This is a genomic window from Mesorhizobium sp. M0207 (genome assembly GCF_040321995.1).
Lineage (GTDB): Bacteria > Pseudomonadota > Alphaproteobacteria > Rhizobiales > Rhizobiaceae > Mesorhizobium.
The window spans coordinates 142,327-164,573 of sequence record NZ_JAMYSQ010000007.1; the positions used below are offsets into that span (position 1 = coordinate 142,327).

Sequence of the window (22,247 nt, forward strand, 5' to 3'; positions counted from 1 at the left end):
CTTCTGGTGCTCCATAGTATGGTATACCATAAGATGATGTAAAGATTTCGGCGTTGCACAGCGCCGCGGCGACCGAGGACTTTCATGAAACCAGCCATTCGAAAGATCGTCACCTACATCGAGAACACGCTAATCGAGGGCGGCAAGGAAGCCCCAAAACCGCTGCGTCTGATCGGTGTCGCCGCTGTGCTGACAAATCCTTGGGCCGGCCGCGGTTTCACCGACGACCTGTCGCCGGAGATCCGCGCCATTGCTCCCGTCCTCGGTGAACTGCTGACCCGCGAGATTATCGCCGTTGCCGGTTCCGGCGAGGCGATAGAGGGCTACGGCAAGGCCGCGGTCTGCGGCACGGCGGGCGAGATCGAGCATGCATCGGCGCTGATCCATACGCTGCATTTCGGCAACCATTACCGTCGCGCGGTCGGCGCCAAGACCTATCTCGCCTTCACCAATCTGCGCGGAGGGCCGAACACCCCGATCATGATCCCGCTGATGGACAAGAACGACGAAGGCCGCCGCTCCCACTATCTGACCATACATTTCCAGATCGGCGACGCGCCCGCGCCCGACGAGCTGGTGGTGGCGCTTGGCGCTTCGATTGGCGGCCGCCCGCACCATCGTATCGGCGACCGCTATCAGGACCTCAAGGAGGTCGGAGACCTGCATGGCTGACGTCGCTGCCACCGCATGGGTCCGGGACACGGCTCCGGACGGCACCGGCTTCATCCGCGCCGGCTCCGGCGCGCCGGTTCTGCTCATTCACGGTGTCGGCATGAACGCCGCGATCTGGCACGATCAGATCGCGGCGATGAAACATCATCATGACCTGATCGCCATCGACATGCTCGGCCACGGCGTTTCACCGCTGCCGCCGGAAGAAGCCAGCCTGTCGGATTTCGCCGATCAGGCGGTTCGCCTTCTCGACCATCTCGGCGTGGCGTCGGTGTCGATCGTTGGCCATTCGATGGGCGCGCTGGTCGCTCTGGAGATCGCCCTTCGCACCCCTTCGCGCATTCGCTCGATCGTCTGTCTCAATGCGGTATTCCGCCGCCCCGTGGCCTTGGCGCAGGCCGTACGCGAGCGTGCCACCGCGCTCGGCACCCATGGCAACCCTTCCGCCATTGCGGCTACGCTTGCCCGCTGGTTCGGCGACCCGCTGCCGGCGAACCTTATCGGGGCGGCCTCTACCGCGCGCGCCGCCCTTGAAAGGGTCGACCCCGAAGGCTACGCGCGCACCTATCGCCTCTTTGCCCATGCCGATGCCGAGCACGCCGATGCTCTCCCCGGTCTTGCCGCGCCGGCCCTGTTCATGACCGGGTCGCAGGACAGCAATTCGACCCCGGCCATGTCGGCGGCGATGGCGAGGCTTGCGCCGCACGGCCAATGCCTCGTGCTCAATGGAGAAAGGCATATGATGGCAATGGCTTCACCTGAAAAAGTGACCAAACACATCATGGAATTTCTCGACACGGCAAGAGACGCTGGCGTGAAGCCGGAGACGGATGCAGTCTTTGACAGCGGCGAATTCCGGCGCGCGCTCGGCTCGTTCCTGACCGGTGTCACCATCGTCACAACGATCGGAGCGGAAGGCGAACCGCGCGGCTTCACCGCCAACTCCTTCACCTCGGTCTCGCTCGAGCCGCCGCTGGTGCTTGTCTGCATCGCCAAGAGGGCCCTGGGGCACAGTGCTTTTTCGACATCGAGAGGTTTCGCCATCAACATCCTGTCGGAGGACCAGAAGGCCCATTCCGGCATCTTCGCTTCCAAAGCAGCGGACAAGTTCGCGGCCGTGGCCTGGCAGCCGGGCCGGACCGGCAATCCGCTGATCGACGGCTCCGTTGCGGTGTTCGATTGCGGCATGGAGCAGCTGGTCGATGCTGGCGATCACTCGATCCTCATCGGCCGCGTCCGCGACTTCAGCCACAACGGAGCCCAGCCCCTCGGTTATTGCAGAGGCACCTACGTCACGCCCGGCCTCAGCCAGGAGGCGCTGGCGGCGGCGCCCCCCGATACGGAGGTCGGCGCCATTCTCGAGCACGAGGGCCGTGTGCTGTTCTTCGCAACGGCCGACGGGTTTCACGAATTGCCTGCGGGGCGCGGACTGGGCACGCCCAACGATGCGCGCAGCCTCAAGGGGCGCCTTGCCGCCAGGGCCATAGACGCCCAGCTCGGCTTCCTGTTCGCGGTGTGGGACGATGCCGCCGAACCCTGGCGCACGCATGTTTATTATCGCGGAACGGCCGAGGGGTCCTATTCCGACGATCGCCAGATGCGGCTTGTCGACATCGAGCAGATCGCCGATCTGGAGATCGCCGATCCCGCGGTGCGTTCGATGCTTGCCCGCTATGCGCGCGAACGCACGGAAGATGCATTCGGCGTCTATGTCGGCAACGAGGTCGAAGGCGAAGTCCGGCCGCTCGCCAAGCCCTCGCCTTCTCAAATTCCTCTTTCCGGCCGCGGGTGAAACCGATGAAGTTTTCGCTTTTCGTGCACATGGAGCGATCGGATCTGGCAAAGCCGCATTCCGAGCTTGTCGGCGAGCTGGAGGAGCTGGTTCTGCAGGCGGAAGAGGCAGGATTCGAGACTGCCTGGATCGGCGAGCATCACGGGATGGAATTCACCATCTCGCCGAACCCGTTCATCAACATCGCCTGGCTCGCCGCCAAAACCAGGCGCATCCGGCTCGGAACAGGAACCATCGTCGCGCCGTTCTGGCACCCGATCAAGCTTGCCGGCGAAGCAGCGATGGCCGACGTCGTCACCGGCGGCCGTCTCGACATCGGCATTGCGCGCGGCGCCTACGCTTACGAATACCAGCGACTTTTCCCAGGCCTCGAGGCCTGGGTCGCCGGGCAGCGTATGCGCGAGATGGTGCCGGCGATCCGGGGCCTTTGGGATGGTGATTTCGAACTCGCCGGCGAGTTCTGGTCGTTTCCTTCAACCACCTCGTCGCCCAAGCCGCTGCAAAAGCCTTATCCGCCGATCTGGGTGGCCGCACGCGATCCGAACTCGCACGACTTTGCGGTTTCCAGCAAATGCAACGTCCAGGTGACGCCGCTTGCCTCCGGCGATGGCGAAGTGGCCAGCCTGATGGAGCGTTTCAACGCGGCGTGCAATGCCCACCCCGACGTACCAAGGCCGGAGATTATGCTGCTGATGCATACTTTCGTCGCCGAGGATGCAGCGGAGGCTGACCGGCTCGCGCAGGATCTGTCGCAGTTCTACTGCCAGTTCGGCGCCTGGTTCCAGAACAAGAAGCCGGTGCACCAGGGCATAATGGAAGCGCTGACCGAAGACGAGATCGCGGCCATGCCGCAATATGCGCCTGACAAGATCAGGCAGAACCTGGTCATTGGCGAAGCCGACGAGGTGATCGCCAGGCTGAAGGCCTACGAAGCGCTCGGCTACGATCAGTATTCGATCTGGATCGACAGCGGCCTTTCCCATCGGCGCAAGAAGAAATCGCTGCAGCTCTTCATCGACAGGGTGATGCCGGCCTTTTCCGAACCGAAAGCCGGATTGCGATGAGCACCACTCAATTCAGGAACTATATTGACGGCAGCTTCGTCGAAGTGGCGGCGACCTTCGACAGCATCGATCCCTCGACGGGCGCGCCATGGGCGAAGATGCCCGCTGCATCGTCTGATGACGTCGACCGCGCCGTCGAAGCTGCTCACCGGGCGCTTGGCTCCGGCACGTGGCCGGCAATGACGGCAACGGCACGCGGCAAGCTTCTGGTGCGGCTCGGCGATCTGGTGGTCGCCAATGCCGACCGGCTGGCGGAACTCGAGACGCGCGATACCGGCAAGATCATCCGCGAGACCCGCGCCCAGATCGCCTATGTCGGCGACTATTACCGCTATTATGGCGGGCTGGCCGACAAGCACGAGGGCTCGTTTGTTCCCATCGACAAGGCCGACATGGAAGTGACCATCCGGCCGGAGCCAATCGGCGTCGTAGCCGCCATTGTGCCGTGGAACTCGCAGCTCTTCCTGTCCGCCGTCAAGCTCGGGCCGGCGCTGGCGGCCGGCTGCACCATCGTTCTGAAAGCATCGGAAGACGGCCCTGCCCCGTTGCTGGCCTTCGCTGAACTCGTCCATGAGGCGGGATTTCCCGCCGGGACCGTGAACATCCTGACCGGCTTCGGCCACGATTGCGGTCACCGGCTGACCAGTCATCCGCTCGTCGCCCGCGTCGCCTTCACCGGCGGTCCCTCGACCGCTCGGCAGATCGTCAGGAATACGGCGGAAAACCTCGCCTTCACGACGCTCGAGCTCGGCGGCAAAAGCCCGGTCGTGGTGTTTGCCGATGCCGATCTGGACAGCGCCGCCAACGCGGTCGTTGCCGGCATCTTCGCTGCCACCGGCCAGAGCTGCGTCGCCGGCTCGCGGCTGCTGGTCCAGCGCTCCGCGAAGGACGAATTCCTCGCCCGGCTCAAGCGCAAGGCCGAGGCGATCAGGATTGGCGATCCGCAGGATCCCGCGATCGAAATGGGACCGCTCGCCACCTCGCGCCAGCGCGAATGGATAGAGAAGATCATTGCTGAAAGCCTGGCCGCGGGCGGGCAACTGGTCACCGGCGGCATCCGCCCCGCGGGCATGGCGGACGGCTTCTATTACGCGCCGACGATTATCGACGCGCCTGATCAGACGCTTGCCTGCGTGCGCGAAGAGCTCTTCGGCCCGGTGCTCTGTGTGCTAGCCTTCGACAGCGAAGCTGAAGCGCTTTCGCTCGCCAACGACACGAAGTTCGGCCTGGCGTCCGGCGTGTTCACCACCAATCTGGCAAAAGCCCACCGCATGGCGCGCGGCATCCATGCCGGCGTGGTCTGGATCAACACCTATCGGGCGGTCTCGCCGCTGGTTCCGTTTGGCGGCTACGGCCAATCCGGGCTCGGCCGCGAGGGCGGCCTCGATGCGATCCGCGACTACACGCGTTCGAAATCGGTGTGGATACGCACCTCCGACGACCCAATTCCCGATCCTTTTGTCATGCGGTAGCCGCCGCTGGCCGGAGATGCGCGATCAAGGCGAAAACGACCGATCGCGAACAGACACCAACGAAAACAACAGAGGAGAACGACATGAAACTGATCATCACCGGCTTCCTTGCCGGATTTATTGCAACGACAGTTCTGGCAACGACGGCCGCAAAGGCCGAGGACATGGTCTTCACCAGCTGGGGCGGGACGACCCAGGAAGCGCAGACCAAATCCTGGGCCGAGCCGTTCACCGCTGCATCCGGCATCAAGGTCATGCAGGACGGCCCGACCGACTACGGCAAGCTGAAGGCGATGGTCGACAGCGGCAGTGTCAACTGGGACGTCGTCGACGTCGAGATGGATTTCGCCATCAAGGCGGCCAAGGACGGTCTGCTCGAGCCGATCGACTTCAAGGCCGTGCCGAAGGCCGACCTCGATCCGCGCTTCACCACCGATCATGCCGTCGGCAGTTTCTACTATTCCTTCGTGCTCGCCTGGAACAAGGGCGCCGTTTCGGGTGAACCGGCCGGCTGGGCCGACATGTTCGACCTGACGAAGTTCCCGGGCAAGCGGACCTTCTACAAATGGTCGGCGCCCGGTGTCATCGAGATCGCGCTGCTGGCCGATGGTGTTCCGGCGGACAAGCTCTATCCGCTGGATCTCGATCGCGCCTTCAAGAAACTCGACACCATCAAGTCGGACATCGTCTGGTGGGGCGGCGGGGCGGAGTCGCAGCAATTGATCGCATCCGGCGAAGCAACGTTCGGCCAGCTGTGGAACGGCCGCGTCTTCGCACTGGACAAGGAAGGCGCCGATGTCGGCGTCTCCTGGAACCAGAACCTGACCGCAGCCGACGTTCTGGTGGTACCGAAGGGTGCCAAGAACAAGGATACGGCGATGAAATTCCTCGCCGCGGCGAGCAGCCCCGCCGGCCAGGCCAAATTTGCCGAAGCCAGCGGCTATGCGCCGATCAACACCAAGGCCAAGGCAGAGATGCCGGCCGATGCCGTGAAATCGCTGCCGGACGCTCATGTCGACGGACAGATCAATCTCGACATGAACTACTGGGCCGCCAATCGCGACACCATCGCCGCGCGCTGGTATGCCTGGCAGGCGAAATAAGCCCGCCCCTGAACCGCAATGGACGAGACGGTTCGCGCCGTCTCGTCCCATAGCCGGGTCGCTGTCATGTCGGTCGAAACACGCCGGAACTTTGGAACGGTGCGGGTGCCGGCAGGTCTCAATGGCCTGCTGCCGGCCCTGATTCTGATTATGCTGTTCTTCGTCGTCCCCGTGCTGGCGCTGCTTTTGCGCAGTGTCACGGAGCCCGAGCCAGGCTTGCAGAACTATGCTGCCCTGCTCGGTGACGGCACCTATGCGCGGGTGTTCTTCAACACATTCCTGGTCGCGGCGTTGGTCACCATCGTCACGGTCCTTGTCGCCTTTCCGGTCGCCTGGATGCTGGCGATCATGCCTTCGGGACCGGCCTCGATCATCTTCGGCATCATCATTCTGTCGATGTGGACGAACCTGCTCACCCGCACCTATGCCTGGATGGTGCTCCTGCAGCGTACCGGCGTCATCAACCGGACGCTGATGACCATCGGCGTCATCGACCACCCGCTGCCGCTCATCAACAATCTCACCGGCGTCACCATCGGCATGGTCTATATCATGCTGCCCTTCATGATCCTGCCGCTGGTCGGCACGTTACGGGCGATCGATCCGATGACGCTGCGTGCGGCGTCGCTGTGCGGCGCAAGCCCTTTCCAGGCGTTCCGCCGCATCCTCGTGCCGCTGTCGTTGCCCGGCGTCGCCGCCGGTGGCCTGATGGTCTTCGTCATGTCGCTCGGCTACTTCGTAACGCCGGCACTGCTCGGCGGCACGTCGAACATGATGCTCGCCGAAATGATCGCGCAGATGGTCCAGTCGCTGCTCAACTGGGGGCTCGGCAGCGCCGCTGCCTTCATCCTGCTTGTCGTCACCATGGCTCTCTACGCGCTGCAACTGCGCCTTGCCGGTGCCAGGCGCATGAGCGGAGGCATCTGAGATGCTGCTCGACTATGACCGCATGGGTGGATTGCGGGTTGCCCTGCTCGGCTTCACCGCGCTGGTCGCCGGCTTTCTTCTGTTGCCGGTGGTCTTCATTGTCCTGCTCTCTTTCGGCTCGTCGCGCTGGCTGGCCTTTCCGCCGCCCGGCTGGACGCTCAAATGGTACCAGGAGCTTTTTGCCGATCCGGCCTGGCTCGACGCCGCGCTGACCAGCGCTCGGATCGCCACCATGACGGCGATCCTGGCAGTAGCGATCGGCCTGCTCGCCTCCTTTGCCCTGGTTCGCGGAAGGTTTGCCGGACGTGAGATCCTGCGCGGCCTGCTGCTGACGCCGATGGTGCTGCCCGTCGTTGTCTTCGCCATCGCCATCTACGCCTTCTTCCTTCGCCTTGGCCTCGGCGGCACCACCATCGGCTTCGTCATCGCCCACAGCGTGCTGGCGCTGCCCTTCGCCATCATTCCGATCGCCACCGCGCTCGAAGGATTCGACAAGTCGATCGAGGACGCGGCAATCGTCTGCGGGGCAAGCCCGCTCGAGGCCAGGCTCAGGATCACCTTGCCGTCGATCCGGATCGGCATCTTCTCCGCCGCGATCTTTTCCTTCCTCGCCTCGTGGGACGAAGTCGTGGTGGCGATCTTCATGGCAAGCCCCAGCTTGCAAACCTTGCCCGTCAAGATCTGGGGCAGTCTGCGGTCGGACCTCAGTCCGGTGATCGCCGCTGCCTCCAGCCTGCTGGTCGGGCTGACGCTTGCCCTGATGGTGATGACGGCGCTGCTGCAGCGAAAGTTCCGGACATGACCCACCCTTTCCTCTCCATCCGCAATCTGCGCAAGGCGTTCGGGGCGATCGTCGCCGTGCACGACGTCACGCTGGACATTCCCAGGGGCGAGTTCCTGACCTTCCTCGGGCCCTCCGGTTCGGGAAAATCGACGACGCTCTACGCGATCGCCGGCTTTCAGGACCCGACTTCCGGCGATGTCTTGCTGGAAGGAAAGTCGCTGCTTGCGGTGCCCCCGCATAAGCGCAACATTGGCATGGTCTTCCAGCGCTACACGCTGTTTCCGCATCTGACGGTGGCCGAAAACGTCGCTTTTCCGCTGCGGGTTCGCCGCCTGCCGGACGCCGAGGTGAAGAAAAAGGTCGCCGACATGCTGGCCCTGGTGCGGCTCGAAAGCTTTGCCGGACGCTTACCCGGTGCGCTGTCGGGCGGCCAGCAGCAGCGCGTCGCGCTGGCCCGGGCGCTGGCCTATGATCCTCCGATCCTTTTGATGGACGAGCCATTGTCGGCGCTCGACAAGAAGCTGCGCGAGGAAATCCAGGGCGAAATCCGCCGCATCCATCGCCAGACCGGCGTCACCATTCTCTACGTCACCCACGATCAGGAAGAGGCGCTGCATCTGTCGGACCGAATCGCCCTGTTCAAGGATGGCCGCATCGAGCAGACCGGCACCGGCGAGGATCTCTATCTCAGGCCGGCGACCGATTTCGTCGCCGGCTTCATCGGCAATTCGAATTTCCTCGCCGCCGAACATCTCGGCACCACCAACGGCACGACAACGATCCGCATGACAGACGGTTCGGTCATATCCGGAGTCAGGGCCAACGGCACGTTCGGCAAAGGCCAGAAGACCAGGCTGATGATCCGGCCCGAAGCCTTTAGCATGGAGCGGAGCCCGGCGAGCGCGGAACTGAATGTCGAGATCGTCGACATCGCATTTTACGGCGAGCGCCGGCGGATCGTCGCGCGCATCGCCGCTGGACAGGAGGTTGACATCAGGCCGACCTCCGCCGCCATGCAATCGCAGGATGTGTGGCCCTGCAGCCGGCAGGTCTTTTTCGATCCTGCTGCTGCATTCCTGTTTCCGGCCTGACGAAGCCGCGGTGGATCGCCGCCCTTCAACGCTTCGCAGCGATGGAAGCGTGCTTGGGAACAAGCTGTGGTTAGGTCCATCATCAGCTTCGGCCAGCAAGCGCGCAACATGATCGACGCTGCAGTCGGCTGATTGGATGGCGAGCGCAACTCCTGTATCCATTGACAGTCGTCATGCTCGGTTGGAAGATGAAGAAGGTCAGCGGCGATAGCCATACGGGAAGGCAATGGTCCAACCGCCAGATACCGGACACCATCCTGGCAGCGTCGTCGCGGTCATCGTCATTTGTTTGATCATCGTTGCTTTGTTCTTCATAGGCTTCAGATACTCAAGGCCAGGCCAGGGTACCCTCGTTATTCCCGGCGGTACGCTGCAGCAACCGTGAATCCGACCCATTGGCGCTGACGCGAAGCCGTTCTCAGGCTGCCAAACGTGCCCGGCGGGACTGGGGGACGCCGCAGAATGGGCCGACGGTTCGCAGCCGGTCTTTTGCTTCCCGCCGCGGCATTCCTTTCCCGCCTAAACTAAACAACCAAGCCTGACCGGTGTGAGGTCGACCATACCAGGAGACGACGAGCGCTCAGCCACCAGGCACTAGACGGCCCTGATCAGCCGGAGCAGAGAAAGCGCTTCGAAAAAGGTCCCCTTGCGAAAGGCAAGATAGGTCGGCTCTTCGACACCATGGAACCGGCGCTTGAAGGCCGCCTGCCCCTGCAGATTGAAGCGGGTGCGATTGACCCAGGGGGAGTCATAGGCACGCTGGAAGGCGTGCCGCCAGAAATCGCTTTCGGCAAACCCGCTAGGTCCGATTTCGACAAGCGGCGACAGGCCTAGGGTGACGACGGAAACACCTTCATCGCGAAAGCGGTCGACCGCGAATTTGGTCAGGCCGATCTCGGCATGCGCCGAGGCATCGATGTGCTTGCGCTTGAACGAGGTGGTGTAGCCGATGACCTTGCCGTCGCTGAACAGCGGATCGAAATCCAGCAAGGCCACGAGTTCCCCATCCGGACCGTGCAGGACGAAACGGCGCATATCGACGCCAAGGTGATCGGCAAAGGGCCTGTTGAGAAATCTCATCTCCCAGCGCTTGACAATGCGGTCGGCCCGCCAATTCTGGGAGAGCCTGGCAATCTCGTCGAGGAAGACAGTCCCGTTGTCCTCTGCGAAGGAAAAACCCTTCTTCAAGAGCCAGCGTTCGGAATAGCGCACTGTCTCATTGCGCTTTCCGGAAAAGTCGTGTCTGGGCAGGACAAGCCTGGTGTCGACGCCGAGGCGGTTGACCTGATAGCCAAGCCCGGCAAGCACGCGCGCCGTCTGGTCGCCGATCTGCACGAACCACGGGCTGCCGGCAACCTCGATGAAACGTCTGATATAGTCGCGCCGATCGGCCGGGGCAGCCACTGGATCACCGAGCGCGAAATGATGTCGCGTTTTGCTGCCGTAAGCGATGTAGCCCTGGGCATCGCCGAAGTAGTGAAGCCCCTTCTGCACGGCGGTCGAATAGGCAAGGGAAAAATCACCATGGCGACGGACCAGCGCCAGGCGCTCGACATGGTTCAGCTGCAGCCGCGGTATTTTAGGCCCGCGGTTCTCCAGGAAACGATCGAGGCGTCTTCGCAGTGACGGCATGGTCGACTTTCGCGTGCCGGCTAGGCCGATGAAAGAGCTGACGGACCCAAAAAACCGATCATATTGCCGCGAGCTGATCCTTATCTCAGCGCGGCATGTTTACCCGGCCGGAGCCGCCAGATTCGTAGGCGCAATCTGCCCCGGTCCCGCCCCCAGGCGGCAACACGCATTGTTGTCGACGCCCCGCGCCTGACGGCTGGTTGCTGCGCCCTTGGCGACACGAAAATCAATGCCACTTTCGGAAGCGCCCAGGTCACCTGCCAAACACGATGTTCTTATCGAACGGCGCTCTGAGAAGATTCCGCTTGATCGGAAGCCAGGAACTCGTCGCGTTCTGCTATCCACAAATCGGCGTAGTCGACATTCTGCCATTCGGCAAACCACGGGCCGCCGCTGGTATAGTGGACCGCCTTAGGTGTGCCGACCGCAGGCTTTTCATTCCAACCTTCGAGCCAATTCCACTCTACCGGCAATGAGCCCAAATCTTTGTCGGCAACCCACTGCATTCGGTGAAGATAGGCGCCACTTTCCTGATTCACGACCTCTGGCGTGAGCGATCTGACCGAAGGATGCGCGCAATTGAACAGCATCAGCGACGACCAGTTTTTCCGAGGATAGGACGTCTGGACCACACCATCCATCTTGGTTGTGGCCTTCGGCGTATAGTCATGCTGGACGCAATAGACCGCCTTGTCCGAGTCCGTATATTTCAGCAGGCCTGCGACGTCACCAAGCCACAGGAAATCACAATCGCAAAACAGGGCCCAACCCGTGTAGTCGGCGAGAAAGGGCGTGAGGAAGCGCGTGTAGGTGAACTCCGTTGAGGCGAGCGGATCTTTTTCCCGCCAATAGAGCCCGCGGGCACGCATCTCGTCCTGTTTGATCGGAATGACGGAGACAGGCGCCGACGCATGTTTGAGCAGCGAGTGTCGCGCGACGTCGTACGCGATCGGCTCACGGCTGTCCCATCCGATAAATACCCTAAACGCATCAGTCATATTCACTACCCTGGCTTTCGATTTTTACGGTCGTACACTAACTAGTTGGCGATGGCTCGGCAACAATTGCGGTCAACCAAGCCGGTTTCTCACAGATTTGTCCTGGCCTCAGCCTTGCGTTTTTGGGTGGACCTGGCCTCGCATTCCCAATGCGACACGAGCCCATTTCTGATAGGTGTAGCTGGCCGAATACGCGGCCACCATCGCACCAATGGAACCGTCCAGAAATCCCAGCCGGAAAATATAGCTGCGCACATAGGCCCAGACCGAGCGCAAGACCGCCTTGCCTATCGAGCTTTTTTTGCCCTCGGCAAGCAGTTGCGCGGCGGACGCTTCTGCGTACCGGCCGATCTTGTCGTGGGCATCTGCCAAGTCGGTAATGGAATCGTGCTCGATCGGCTGGGACAATCGGCTGACCTTCCCGTTCACCAATACCTTCTCGTGCACGGTGTCGTCGCTGAACCGCCCGGAGCGGCGACGGAAGAGCCTGAGCACCAGATCGGGCGACCAGCCGCTATGGCGGACAATGTGCCCGCAAAAGCGCGATCTTCTCGGTATTTCGAAGCCGTCATTGGCTTTTGGGTCGGCGATTGCGGCCCTTATTTCCGCGCCGAGCGGCGCCTCCACCCACTCATCGGCATCCAGCGACAGGATCCAATCCCCCGTTGCCGCGGCCAGCGCACGGTTTTTTTGCGCGCCAAAACCGGGCCAATCGACGGTCATCAGAACCTTTGCCCCCAGAGCACCGGCAATCTCCCTGGTTCTGTCGCTGCTGTTGTTGTCGAGAACGACGATCTCATCGGCAAAATGGACCGACCGAAGGCATTGCGCGATGGATGCCTCCTCGTTGCGGGTGATGATAATGACCGAGAGCGCCGGCACGGTCAGAATGCTCCGGCATCAAAGCTGCCACTGTCATTCGAATGCATCTGCAGCATCGGCTCCCGGCCCGTTAGCACACTGAGGGTACTAACCTAATTCAACAAAGTCGAAAATCATTTCAGATCAAGGCTTTCATAAAGCGCCATCATTCGCTTGATCATGACATTGAAATCATAGTGTTCGGCCGCCGCTCTCACCCGGGCTGCGGTGTCAGGTCGTGACGACAACTGCAGCGCGTGCGCGAGCGCTGCAGCGAGGTCGCTTTCGCTGGCCGCATCGCAAACGAGCGTCGGCTCGAACCGCTCGACAAGCTCGCGCGCTCCACAGCCGGTGCTTACCACGGCGGGCAAGCCGCTGGCCATCGCTTCGATGACCACTGTGCCGAAAGGATCATAGATGGAAGGCAGCACGGCAATATCGGCCGCGCCGTACCACGGCAGCATGTCTTTCTGCGGCCCCAGCATCTTGAGCCGTGCGCCGAGACCGAGCCTGTCACCGGCCTGCCTGAAAGCGTCGGCGCGCGAATCATGGCCGATGACCCACAATTCAGGCTCGCCATCGAGCCTGGCGACCGCCTTCATCAGTGCAAGAAGTCCTTTTCGCGCAAAGCCCGAGCCGACAAACAGGACGACTGGCCTGTTTTCGTCGACGTCGAGCCGCGCGCGGATTGTCGCCCGATGCTGCTGGCGCAGCTGCGGGTTGAAGCGGTCGAGATCCACCCCGTTGGGAATATGGTGCACATTTTCCGCCGGATAATCGTAGTGACGGACAATGTCCTCTGCCACCATCTTCGAAATGGCAATGACAGCTTTGAGCCTCGGGCTGGCGTAGGTTGCACGTTCAAGGCGCAGCGTCTGGCGGTGAAAGGGGCTCAGCGCCATTGCCGCCCTGCCAAGCCGCGTCTCGAAACGCCGCCGCTCGGCAAGATAGGCGGCATGAACGCCCTCCCCGGCCCGGAAGACATCGCAGCACGGGAGGCGATCGTTGCTCTGCACCAGCGCCGGCGGCATCTCGGCGATCTTGCGGCAGGCAGCTTGAGCAAAGGACGTCGCCCGCAGCGAACGCGGAAACCGCCGACCGGCACAATGGATGAACTCGATGCCTTCATAACGCGGCCAGTCGCCGGACAGCACGGCCACCCGCCGCTGACGCGCGGCGAATGCGGCCATGATGTTTTCCAACATGATCTCGCCGCCACCGAAAGGCGCATAGCGCTGGCGCACGAACAGGATCGGCCTGTCGAATTGAATTTCGCTGCCACGAATGCCGGCGTACATAGGGTCTGGGCTCCGGCCTTGTTGCCATCTGACGATGTCTATAGAGGCCAGCTCGCATCGGCAACACTTGGAAAGCTCCCCGCCGGAACTCAGAACAGGCCTGTCCATTGTCCGCAACTGCTTGCGATTTGCCTAACGGTGCTGCATGTAGAAATTAACTGCAAACAGCGGATCAGCGCCAGCTCCAGCCGGTGACCGCCATGAGGGGAATCGATGGCTTGAGCAAAGCAACCTGGCCCGCCATTGTCCGCCGGACGATTACCGACACCGCCATATATCGGCTGAGACACACCTTCGGAAGACGGGCAGAAGTGTCATCGCTGCGGCCGATAACGCCCCTTAACGCGAATGACCTGCCTTTGATCCTCGTCATCCGCAACGAGGCGGACAGGCTACCCCCGTTCCTGAAGCACTATCGCGAACTCGGCGTCACCAGATTCGCCGTCCTCGATGATCGCTCGACCGACGGCACAGCTGAGCTTCTGGCCGAGCAGCCAGATGTCGATCTATTCAGCTCGCCGGTCACCTATTCGCAGTCGGACCTGGGAAACCTTTGGCGGCAGCGGATTGTGCAGATCTATGGTCAGCCTCGCTGGTATCTGACCGTGGATGCGGACGAATATCTTGTCTATGACGGCATGGATCAGCATCCGCTCGGTGCGATGGCCGACTGGCTCAAGCGGCGCGGAATGACACGCCTGCTGGCGCCGATGATCGACATGTATCCGAGCGGAAACATCTGGGACGTACCCTTCGATCCCATCGTGCCGCCATGGCAAGTTGCGGACCATTTCGACGGCAGCGGCTATGAGGTGACGAGGAGCCCCCGGCATCTCAAGATCACAGGCGGCCCGAGAACCCGGCTTTTCGCCAGGCAGCACAAGTTGACCAAGTTTCCTCTGATATATGTTGATCGCCAGACGATTTTTACGTCGATTCACTCACCGCTGCCCTACTGGCGAAACTATATAAAGGGATTGGCTGGCCTGCTTCATTTCAAGTTCTTCGCCGATTTCAACGACAAGGCGCAGGTCGCGGTGGCGGAAGGTCAGTATTGGAACGGCGCTTCCAAATATCGCCAGTATCATGAGGTATCGAGCGGTAAAGCCGCTCTCAGCGCGATGAGCGAACAGTCAATGCTGTACGAAGGAGCTCACAGCCTGTTCAAAACGGGTTTGATCGACAAAATTGATTGGTAGACGGCAGTTCAAGCAGATGCCGAGCCGAGATCATGCATAACCGAATGCTTTCATAAGCTGGGCACCTCGTCCCTGTACCAGGTCCTGTAGCTCGGCGTTTCCAAGTTCGGAGCGCCATCTTCCGCTCCCGTCATAGATCGGCTGATTGACCTGTTGGTTCCGGAGCACCGCATGTGGCGTCTCGCCGCTGGCGTCGGTCGGCTTGAACCACTGCTGCGGGTTCTTGTGATAGTCGAGGAGATCCGGCCTGAAGGTTACATCGAGAAAGCCGCATATCTGCTCGACGACTTTGGCCGGATTCTCGACCAGGTCCTCATAGCGATAGATCAGCACATCCGGCTTTCCCCGTTCCGCAAGAACCAGCGCATTGTCGTTGATCCAGCGGTCGAGAGCCTCCGTTGGGTCGCCAAGTCGTTTGATCAGGGACGCTACGACGTCGCGTCCATCTCGCACCGGCATGACGAAACGCGCGCCGGGCACGAGCCGGCGAATGCGGGCGACACGGCGGATATGCCGCGGTGTCTTTTCAAGCAGCACGTTCTTTCCAGCATCGAGCGCCGCCCGCTTCAGTTTCCAGAAGCGGAACATGGCCAGTGGCGTCCACTTGAAGAAAATGTTGGTTTCCTGGAGCGGCAGGTAGACGTCGGGATGCGACGCAAGGATCGTCGCAATCAACGTCGTCCCGCTATGGCCGCAGCCGCAAATGAATCCGGTCCGCATCACCATGTCGGCAATGCTCCCTAACCCAAGGCGACCCGGGCGCGGTTATCGACGCGAGCGTAGCACAAGCCGTTCGTGCTAAAAACCTTGTCCAGCTTCTCCCAATATTCGAACTTAGCCAACTGCTCGTCACAATAGGCCACATCGTCCTCGGAAAGATATTCGCCGTAACCGCCTATCTTGCCCTTGCGCACCTTGAAGCTTTCGGGATCATTCGCATCGCGCGGCTGTAATATCTTGCCGTATCGATCGGACAGATCACCAGTCGATTCACTCACTTTCATCTTGTCGAACGTTCGGTTGTTCGCCACCTCGACAAGCGTCCGATCGTCAGCCTGCTGGTTCAGGAATCCAAGGATCGCGCGAAGGACACCAGCGGTATCCCGATGCATATCTTCATATTGAAGATACCGGATTTCGCGCATCCGGGGCATGGCCGCGAACCAATGCAGATTGAATCTGATGATCTTTTCAATCCCATGATTGTCGCTTCTGATAAAATCACTGAACGATCCCGCTGGAAGCATGTGGCGCTTCTGAACCTGAAAGTACCCTGAGACCACCGTATCTCTTGGATCGCGAACAAGCATTATTGTTCTTCTCTTTTTATACCGAGATTTATTCTCCTTGAGGCTCGATTTCGGTCGAAGTAACTTGTGGTCGGTTCCGTCGTGAATGTATTGAACTTCAACTCCGAGATCGTCCAGCATGACACGTAGCCACGTGCGCCCCGATTTTGGAAAGGATACGATAAGAGGAAGAGGCGGCGCTTTGGCCTGGAAAAATTTTAGAAAGGACATGGGAGAGACCTCCTTTAGATTATCAGAGCTGGCGCCCGAACCGCTGCCGGCCAGACCAACCCCATTACTGGGCGCCTAAGCCTACGGCTAATTCGAACACAAGGCAGAAATGCCAGCAAGAATTGCGATCCTCTGCGGGGCGAATTGGCCTTTACTATATCCCGGTTCGGAATGCCTTATGTTTTTTGGCCTGTTGCGACGACTGTTCGACACGGGCGCTCCATTCCGCGATCCGTCGGCCGAACCCTTAATGCGGATCGCGTCGAAGCGTCTTCAGTGACACCCTTTCGGACGACAGGCATTAGCCACTCACTTTTGTGAGCCATGGCGCCAGGATGGCCTCAGCCTCGCCCATCACCACGGACCAGGGGCGTTCCCGTTTCGAGACCAGCACGGCCGATGGATAGTAGGGCGTGCGGTCGCCCTCGACCGGCCAGGAGCGCTTGAAGCCGTCGCCCAGAATGAAAATCGAGGGGATGCCGAGCGCGCCCGCCAGATGCGCTCCGGTATTGCTGATGGTCACCACGGCGTCCATCGCGGCAACCTGCGCGGCGAAAAGGTCCATGTCGACGAGCTGATCGACCGATCTGTCATGAAGAATGCGCTCCGGCTCACCGTCGGTCAGGACCTTCAGATCGGTCTCGATCTGGCCGTACTGCAGCGAGACGAACCGGAGGTCCGGTCGGCCGATCAGGTTTCGCCAGGCGGCTAGCGGCGGCAGGTCTTTGCCGGGATTGGAGCTGCCCCATGCGATACCGACCAACGGCCGTCCTTCCTTCCGGTAGCGGGCGCGAAGTTCAGCGACCCGGGCCGGATCCGGCTTAAGGGGCACGAAATGCTCGCGGATCGTCGCCTCGTCGGTCTCGAAAACGGCAGTCAGATGCTGGACGCCGGCGAAGGCCTGCGCCTCGCCATAGGCAGCCTTGCCGTCAGCGCCGACCGGCCGCACATCGGCGGTCGGAAAAGTGCGCTGAAAGAGCGGTACCAGGCGGCGCTCGACCAGGACGATCGAACGGGCGGCGCGCCCCAACGCACAGCCGACGGAACTCGCATGATGGATCGCGGTGGCCAGACCCTGCTTTTCGGTTTCCATCAGATCGACAAGCAGTGTCTGGCCCGAAATATCCTGGCCCAGCCACTCGCCATCGACGCGGCCGTTGACGATGTGGCGTCGGGCGATCCTGAGTTCGGCGGCTGCGCCATAGGCGCCCATCCGCATCAGCGCCTTGCTGAGCTCGTCGATCAGGTGGACCTCGCCCCTCGACTTCGCAATGGATCCAAGAGCCAGGGCTTTCGGCAGTGCCGCCGGCCAATCGCGGGACTCGACGCTTCGCCGATAATCCGCCATCTGATCGGCAATGTCGCCGTCGCGCCAGCGAAGGAAGAGCTGCCGCCGGTGACGTCGGAACCAGACCTTGTATCTGTAGCCTGCAAGCGCGACAGCGCGGCGCAACCGGCCGAGAAGTTGGCTACCCTCCATCGCCAGCTCCGCCGATGATTTGCATGACCCGTCCGCCTGCTTCCTGGACTGCCGACGCCCAGGCTCGGCCGCCTTTTCGGACCAGTCGAACGCTCGGATATGCGGCGACGGTCTCACCGAAAGCAGGCCAGGACAGCCGAAATCCATCGTCGAGCATGACAATCGTCGGCACGCCGAGCGCTCCGGCGAGGTTGGCGCCGGTATTGCTGATCGTGACCACCGCGTCGAGCGCCGCAATTTGGGCGGCAAAGCGGTCCATGTCCGTCAACTGGTCGACTGAAGCGTCATGGATGATGCGCCCCGGAGCGTGGCGCTCGAACTCGGAGAGGGCCGGCCCGACATCGCCATATTGCAAGCTGACCAGGCGCCCCGGCAGGCTGCTGAACAGCGTCCGCCAATCGTCCAGAGCCGGCAGATCCTTGCTCTTGTTCAGGCTTCCCCAGGCAAATCCGATCAGGGGACCTGGGCCGCCATCGAGATAGGTGCCGCGCAGATCGGCAACCAGTCGGCGGTCCGGCTCCAGCGGAACGAAGGGCGCGCGTGCCGCCGGGTCGTCCGGCCAGAAATGCTTTGCGAGTGTCTCGAAACCGGCAACGACATCGGCGTCCACTGCCGCCATGTCCTCTTCCCCTTCAATCCTGACATCAAGCGCAGGATATGTTCTGCGATAAAGCGGTGCCAGTCGCGGCTCGACGAAGACAATGCATCGACCGGCAGCCGCGACCACTGGACCAAGCAGCGACGCGAACTGGAAAAAGATCGCCAGGTCGCCTTCGCGACGATCGACGAGAAGCGTGCGATCCGCAAGATCACTGCCATCCCAATCGGGTCTGCCGCGCTGCTTGCTCGCCGCCATCAACTGCCAGATGCGATTTCCTCCGTCGAGACGCCTCAGTCCGCGCCCCGCTTTCTTGATCAGGCCGAGATCGCCAAGCTGCTCACCAAGCGCGCCAAGCGCCAGTGCATGGTCGCGAGCAGTTTGCCAGTCACCACGCTGCACGCTTTCCTCCATCAGCCTCATACGCCTTTCGGCGCTTTCGTCGGCGTGGCGCGAGGGACGTCTAAGAAGTTCCTTTGCCCGCTCGAGAACCTTCTGCAGCCGCTTGCCGACGGCGCCTTGCGGGCGCAGATCGGCGGTTTTTGCCTTCTGAAGGATGGTTCGTCTGTTCTGCACGGCGATGTTCTATCGTCCTCGGGGAGCGTCGGAAAGCGTCGTCAGGATCGACGAGAGCCGCCGGCCGGCTTCGTCGAGCACCAGCGACCAAGGGCGTCCCTCCTTGCGAATGACAATGCCCTTCGGATACCAGGGTGTCCGGTCGCCGGTCACCGGCCATGCCGTCTGAAAATTATCGTCGATGAGGAAAACACTCGGCACGCCAATGGCTCCGGCAAGATGGGCAGCTGTATTGCTGATCGTCACGACAGCATCGAGTGCGGCGACCTGTGCGGCGAAACGGTCCATGTCGACCATCTGGTCGACGCTGTCGTCAAAGATCAGACGCGCGTCGTTGCCGTTGCGAAGGCGCCGCAACGCCGGCTTGACCTGCCCGTACTGGAGCGAAACGAATTTCGCTGGCGTCTGGGCGATGAACCGTGCCCATTCAGGAAAATCAGGCACGTCCTTGGTATGGGACTTGCTGCCCCAGGAGAGACCGACCAGCGGCAGATCCGTCATCGAGCGATAGCGCTTGCGGAATGTCTCGACGAGTTCAGGATCTGCCCGCAGCGGCACGAAGTCGGCAGCAAGTTTTTCGGCATCGCGTCCGAACACCCAGGCGAGATCTTCGAAAGTCGCGTGTTTGTCGCCGACCACATCCCGCTGCGCCGGGACCACGGTCGCCTTCGGGAACGTTCGCTGCAGAATTGATACCAGGCGCGGCTCGACCCGGATTGTTGCGCTTTGCGCATAGGCAGCGGCAGCGCCGGCCAGTCGCGCGTGGCGGATAACCCGGCCAAGGCTGCGCGGGTCATCCTCCACAAGATCGATCAGCAGTGTATCCGATCCGAGATTCTCGCCGGTCCACTCGTTGGCGCTTTTCCCTTTCCGCAGCCGGCGAGCGGAAAGCCGAAGCTCAGCTGCCCGCGCAAAGTTGCCAAGGCGTTCGAACGCCTGGCCCGCCTTCTGCATCAGCTCGGGGTCGCGATTATGATCGGCCGTGACAGCCATGTCATTGGTACCGGCTTCAAGGCCTTTCCAGTCCCTGCGCACAATCAGTGCCGCAACCTTGGCCTGCAGCTCAAGAACGGAACGAGGCTGCTTGGGACCGGAAAACAATCCGCGCACCGCCTTTTTGTACCGGCGCACCTGAAGGCCCAGTCCACCAATCACATACCGGACATAGGAACCGTGATAAAAGCTGGTCATCGGCCTTCAGCGCAATACGCTCTGCCGCAGCTTTTTGCCGCTTTCGACCATCGGATCGGCCGTCTCCAGGTGGAATATCGAACGATATATCTCGCTGTGCTTGGAAAGCTGGTCATGCGTTCCAGCATCGACAAGCTGTCCGGCGTCAAACACGAGAATACGATCGGCCGCCTTGATTGTAGACAGCCTGTGCGCAATGCAGATCACTGTGCGCTGAAATGTGTTGTCGAAGGCTGCCTCCATAACCGCCCGTTCGTTTTCACCGTCAAGCGCCGATGTCGCTTCATCATAGACGATTACCGCAGCATTCTTGAGCAGGGCGCGTGCGATGGCAACGCGTTGTTTCTGCCCGCCGGACAGGTTGGTGCCGCTTGGCCCGACAAGCGTGTCGAGCCCGTTTTCGAGCGCCGAAGCAAAGCTGGTGACCCGGGCGAGATTCGCAGCGGACTCGATTTCCTGATCCGTGGCATTCGGGCGGCCGTCGCGAATGTTGTCGCGGATCGAGCCTTCAAACAGGAAGACGTCCTGTGACACAAGTGCGATGTTATCGCGGACGTCGGCCAGGCTGATCTTCGAAATGTCCTTTCCGTCGATCAGGATCCTGCCCTTGTCCGGCTCCATCAGACGCAGGATCAGATTGACGATGGTGGTCTTGCCGGCGCCGGAGCGGCCGACGATCGCCAGCTTCTCACGAGGTCGCACATCGAAGGAAACACCCTCGAGCGCGGGGCTGTTGCCGTCATAGGAAAAGGCCACATCTTCAAAGCGGATACCACCATCGACGTCGGTCAGACGCTCGCCCGCGATCGCGAGTCGCCGCTGCTCGGGCGTGTCGATCAAATCATACATCTGCTCGACGGCGACCATTTGCTTCTGAATGTCGACATTGACCCGGGCCAACCGCTTGGCAGGCTCATAGGCAAGCAGGAACGCGGTAATGAAGGCCATGAATTCGCCGGGCGTCTTGCCGTTGCCGAGGGTCTGCCAGCTGGCGTACATAACGAAAAGCCCGATGATCACGCCGCCGCCGGTCTCCATCAATGGGCTCATCAATGCTGACGTCCGGTTGATCTGGATGCCACGTCTTTCCATCTTGCGGACGGCCTTTGCAAAGCTGGCGACGGCCTTGTCCTCGAGCTGGAAGGACTTGATGGTGCGGATGCCTTCGACGGCTTCCGTGCCGATCGACTGGACCTGCGCGGCCAATTCCGTCTCGCCCCTCGCCAGCGCCTTGAGCTTCCTGGTTATCGCGCCGACTGACAGGAACAGCATCGGCAGAACCGCCACGGATATCAGCGACATCACCGGGTCCTGCTTGACCATGACGCTGGCCAAGGCAATCAGGGTCAGCAGATCAGAGACGGCGCTGCTCGTGAGGGTGAGAATAACGGTCGCCCCGGCGCGCGCGTTGAACATGATTTTGGAGATGAATTTTGCCGGATGCTGGTTCGCGAAACGGCTGATGTCGAAACGCACCATTCGAGAAAATTGCCGGTTTTGCAGGTCCGAAACGATAGCCCGGCGAATCTTTCCCGTTGTGACGGTCTGGCAGTAGGCAGCTATGCCCTTGACCAGGAAAATGCCGATGATGACGACGCTGATACCCGATACAGCGGCAGCATCTCGCTCGACATAGATGGTGTTGATCATGACTTTCATGATCCAGGCCGTCGCGCCGACCGCGGCCGCAGCAGCGATCGAGCACAGCAAACCTGTCACATACAGCATCTTGTGCGGCGGCAGATTTTCGCCAATCAGACGCTTGATCAGCGGATATGCCGGGACCGTTGACACTCGTTTCTTTGCAATCATCTTGTCGCCGCCCGTTGCGATCCCGTCCGGTCTTCGTGTTGTCTTGAAGCACGAGACGGTTTCGATCACCTGTCTGTGGCTTCGTTCCCGACCGCAGTCAATGCCGAACCGGATCCTTGCACGTCATCGGCTTATGACTGTCGGTTCCTCGCATCCGAGCATAGCGGATCCCAGCCA

Annotated in this window: 19 protein-coding genes; 9 read left to right on the plus strand and 10 right to left on the minus strand. The window is 61.3% G+C overall.

Annotated elements, in window-relative coordinates; all coding sequences use genetic code 11:
• The first annotated feature begins 84 nt into the window (after nucleotides 1-84).
• From NKJ15_RS13095 to NKJ15_RS13130, 8 genes are all read left to right on the plus strand, one after another.
• Complete coding sequence (locus tag NKJ15_RS13095) at nucleotides 85-672, plus strand: amino acid synthesis family protein (RefSeq protein WP_352815611.1); 588 nt, start codon at nucleotides 85-87, stop codon at nucleotides 670-672.
• Nucleotides 665-2,464, plus strand: coding sequence for an alpha/beta fold hydrolase (locus tag NKJ15_RS13100; protein ID WP_352815613.1), 1,800 nt, complete (start codon nucleotides 665-667; stop codon nucleotides 2,462-2,464). The genes NKJ15_RS13095 and NKJ15_RS13100 overlap by 8 nt, the downstream gene beginning before the upstream one ends.
• A gap of 5 nt (nucleotides 2,465-2,469) precedes the next feature.
• Nucleotides 2,470-3,528: an LLM class flavin-dependent oxidoreductase gene (locus NKJ15_RS13105; RefSeq protein WP_352815614.1), complete on the plus strand. Its 1,059-nt coding sequence runs from the start codon at nucleotides 2,470-2,472 to the stop codon at nucleotides 3,526-3,528.
• Nucleotides 3,525-5,000 carry an aldehyde dehydrogenase gene (locus NKJ15_RS13110; RefSeq protein WP_352815616.1) on the plus strand — a complete coding sequence of 492 codons (1,476 nt, stop codon included), beginning with the start codon at nucleotides 3,525-3,527 and terminating at the stop codon, nucleotides 4,998-5,000. Before NKJ15_RS13105 ends, NKJ15_RS13110 begins: the two co-directional genes overlap by 4 nt.
• 83 nt (nucleotides 5,001-5,083) lie before the next feature.
• Nucleotides 5,084-6,103: an ABC transporter substrate-binding protein gene (locus NKJ15_RS13115; RefSeq protein ID WP_352471913.1), complete on the plus strand. Its 1,020-nt coding sequence runs from the start codon at nucleotides 5,084-5,086 to the stop codon at nucleotides 6,101-6,103.
• 66 nt (nucleotides 6,104-6,169) lie between these two features.
• On the plus strand, nucleotides 6,170-7,030 hold the full coding sequence (locus NKJ15_RS13120; protein WP_502896503.1) for an ABC transporter permease: 861 nt from the start codon (nucleotides 6,170-6,172) through the stop codon (nucleotides 7,028-7,030).
• A gap of 1 nt (nucleotide 7,031) precedes the next feature.
• Nucleotides 7,032-7,832, plus strand: a complete 801-nt coding sequence (locus tag NKJ15_RS13125) for an ABC transporter permease (RefSeq protein ID WP_352815619.1) — start codon at nucleotides 7,032-7,034, stop codon at nucleotides 7,830-7,832.
• Nucleotides 7,829-8,905: an ABC transporter ATP-binding protein gene (locus tag NKJ15_RS13130; RefSeq protein ID WP_352815620.1), complete on the plus strand. Its 1,077-nt coding sequence runs from the start codon at nucleotides 7,829-7,831 to the stop codon at nucleotides 8,903-8,905. The genes NKJ15_RS13125 and NKJ15_RS13130 overlap by 4 nt, the downstream gene beginning before the upstream one ends.
• 594 nt (nucleotides 8,906-9,499) lie before the next feature.
• Here NKJ15_RS13130 and NKJ15_RS13135 read toward each other — a convergent pair.
• The 4 genes from NKJ15_RS13135 to NKJ15_RS13150 form a co-directional block, all read right to left on the minus strand.
• Nucleotides 9,500-10,537, minus strand: coding sequence for a phosphatidylglycerol lysyltransferase domain-containing protein (locus tag NKJ15_RS13135; RefSeq protein WP_352575040.1), 1,038 nt, complete (start codon nucleotides 10,535-10,537; stop codon nucleotides 9,500-9,502).
• Between the two features lie 275 nt (nucleotides 10,538-10,812).
• A complete protein-coding gene (locus NKJ15_RS13140; protein WP_352448862.1) occupies nucleotides 10,813-11,535 on the minus strand; it encodes a glycosyltransferase in 723 nt (240 codons plus the stop codon).
• A 108-nt stretch (nucleotides 11,536-11,643) separates the two neighbouring features.
• Nucleotides 11,644-12,417, minus strand: a complete 774-nt coding sequence (locus NKJ15_RS13145; protein ID WP_352815621.1) for a glycosyltransferase family 2 protein — start codon at nucleotides 12,415-12,417, stop codon at nucleotides 11,644-11,646.
• 113 nt (nucleotides 12,418-12,530) lie between these two features.
• On the minus strand, nucleotides 12,531-13,694 hold the full coding sequence (locus tag NKJ15_RS13150) for a glycosyltransferase family 4 protein (protein WP_352815623.1): 1,164 nt from the start codon (nucleotides 13,692-13,694) through the stop codon (nucleotides 12,531-12,533).
• 218 nt (nucleotides 13,695-13,912) lie between these two features.
• Here NKJ15_RS13150 and NKJ15_RS13155 point away from each other — a divergent pair, with 218 nt between their 5' ends.
• Entirely contained in the window at nucleotides 13,913-14,893 is a 981-nt protein-coding gene (locus NKJ15_RS13155; RefSeq protein ID WP_352815625.1) for a glycosyltransferase family 2 protein, read from the plus strand.
• A gap of 30 nt (nucleotides 14,894-14,923) precedes the next feature.
• Here the strand turns inward: NKJ15_RS13155 and NKJ15_RS13160 are convergent, their stop codons facing one another.
• From NKJ15_RS13160 to NKJ15_RS13185, 6 genes are all read right to left on the minus strand, one after another.
• Nucleotides 14,924-15,619 carry a sulfotransferase family protein gene (locus tag NKJ15_RS13160; protein ID WP_352471922.1) on the minus strand — a complete coding sequence of 232 codons (696 nt, stop codon included), beginning with the start codon at nucleotides 15,617-15,619 and terminating at the stop codon, nucleotides 14,924-14,926.
• A 14-nt stretch (nucleotides 15,620-15,633) separates the two neighbouring features.
• Entirely contained in the window at nucleotides 15,634-16,413 is a 780-nt protein-coding gene (locus NKJ15_RS13165; protein ID WP_352471923.1) for a sulfotransferase domain-containing protein, read from the minus strand.
• Nucleotides 16,414-16,714: 301 nt separating this feature from the next.
• On the minus strand, nucleotides 16,715-17,893 hold the full coding sequence (locus tag NKJ15_RS13170) for a glycosyltransferase family 9 protein (RefSeq protein WP_352815628.1): 1,179 nt from the start codon (nucleotides 17,891-17,893) through the stop codon (nucleotides 16,715-16,717).
• Complete coding sequence (locus tag NKJ15_RS13175; RefSeq protein WP_352815630.1) at nucleotides 17,883-19,067, minus strand: glycosyltransferase family 9 protein; 1,185 nt, start codon at nucleotides 19,065-19,067, stop codon at nucleotides 17,883-17,885. Before NKJ15_RS13175 ends, NKJ15_RS13170 begins: the two co-directional genes overlap by 11 nt.
• A gap of 9 nt (nucleotides 19,068-19,076) precedes the next feature.
• The gene (locus tag NKJ15_RS13180) at nucleotides 19,077-20,258 is read right to left on the minus strand and encodes a glycosyltransferase family 9 protein (RefSeq protein WP_352815631.1); all 1,182 of its coding nucleotides are present in this window, start codon (nucleotides 20,256-20,258) and stop codon (nucleotides 19,077-19,079) included.
• 6 nt (nucleotides 20,259-20,264) lie between these two features.
• Nucleotides 20,265-22,052, minus strand: a complete 1,788-nt coding sequence (locus NKJ15_RS13185; protein WP_352471929.1) for an ABC transporter ATP-binding protein — start codon at nucleotides 22,050-22,052, stop codon at nucleotides 20,265-20,267.
• Between the last annotated feature and the right edge of the window lie 195 nt (nucleotides 22,053-22,247).

Coding starts and splice junctions, on each gene's coding strand:
- NKJ15_RS13105 (WP_352815614.1), top strand. CDS start 2,470: ATGAAGTTTTCGCTTTTCGTGCACATGGAGCGATCGGATCTGGCAAAG.
- NKJ15_RS13140 (WP_352448862.1), bottom strand. CDS start 11,535: ATGACTGATGCGTTTAGGGTATTTATCGGATGGGACAGCCGTGAGCCG.
- NKJ15_RS13100 (WP_352815613.1), top strand. CDS start 665: ATGGCTGACGTCGCTGCCACCGCATGGGTCCGGGACACGGCTCCGGAC.
- NKJ15_RS13110 (WP_352815616.1), top strand. CDS start 3,525: ATGAGCACCACTCAATTCAGGAACTATATTGACGGCAGCTTCGTCGAA.
- NKJ15_RS13170 (WP_352815628.1), bottom strand. CDS start 17,893: ATGGAGGGTAGCCAACTTCTCGGCCGGTTGCGCCGCGCTGTCGCGCTT.
- NKJ15_RS13120 (WP_502896503.1), top strand. CDS start 6,170: ATGTCGGTCGAAACACGCCGGAACTTTGGAACGGTGCGGGTGCCGGCA.
- NKJ15_RS13180 (WP_352815631.1), bottom strand. CDS start 20,258: ATGACCAGCTTTTATCACGGTTCCTATGTCCGGTATGTGATTGGTGGA.
- NKJ15_RS13160 (WP_352471922.1), bottom strand. CDS start 15,619: ATGGTGATGCGGACCGGATTCATTTGCGGCTGCGGCCATAGCGGGACG.
- NKJ15_RS13150 (WP_352815623.1), bottom strand. CDS start 13,694: ATGTACGCCGGCATTCGTGGCAGCGAAATTCAATTCGACAGGCCGATC.
- NKJ15_RS13115 (WP_352471913.1), top strand. CDS start 5,084: ATGAAACTGATCATCACCGGCTTCCTTGCCGGATTTATTGCAACGACA.
- NKJ15_RS13095 (WP_352815611.1), top strand. CDS start 85: ATGAAACCAGCCATTCGAAAGATCGTCACCTACATCGAGAACACGCTA.
- NKJ15_RS13135 (WP_352575040.1), bottom strand. CDS start 10,537: ATGCCGTCACTGCGAAGACGCCTCGATCGTTTCCTGGAGAACCGCGGG.
- NKJ15_RS13125 (WP_352815619.1), top strand. CDS start 7,032: ATGCTGCTCGACTATGACCGCATGGGTGGATTGCGGGTTGCCCTGCTC.
- NKJ15_RS13165 (WP_352471923.1), bottom strand. CDS start 16,413: ATGTCCTTTCTAAAATTTTTCCAGGCCAAAGCGCCGCCTCTTCCTCTT.
- NKJ15_RS13130 (WP_352815620.1), top strand. CDS start 7,829: ATGACCCACCCTTTCCTCTCCATCCGCAATCTGCGCAAGGCGTTCGGG.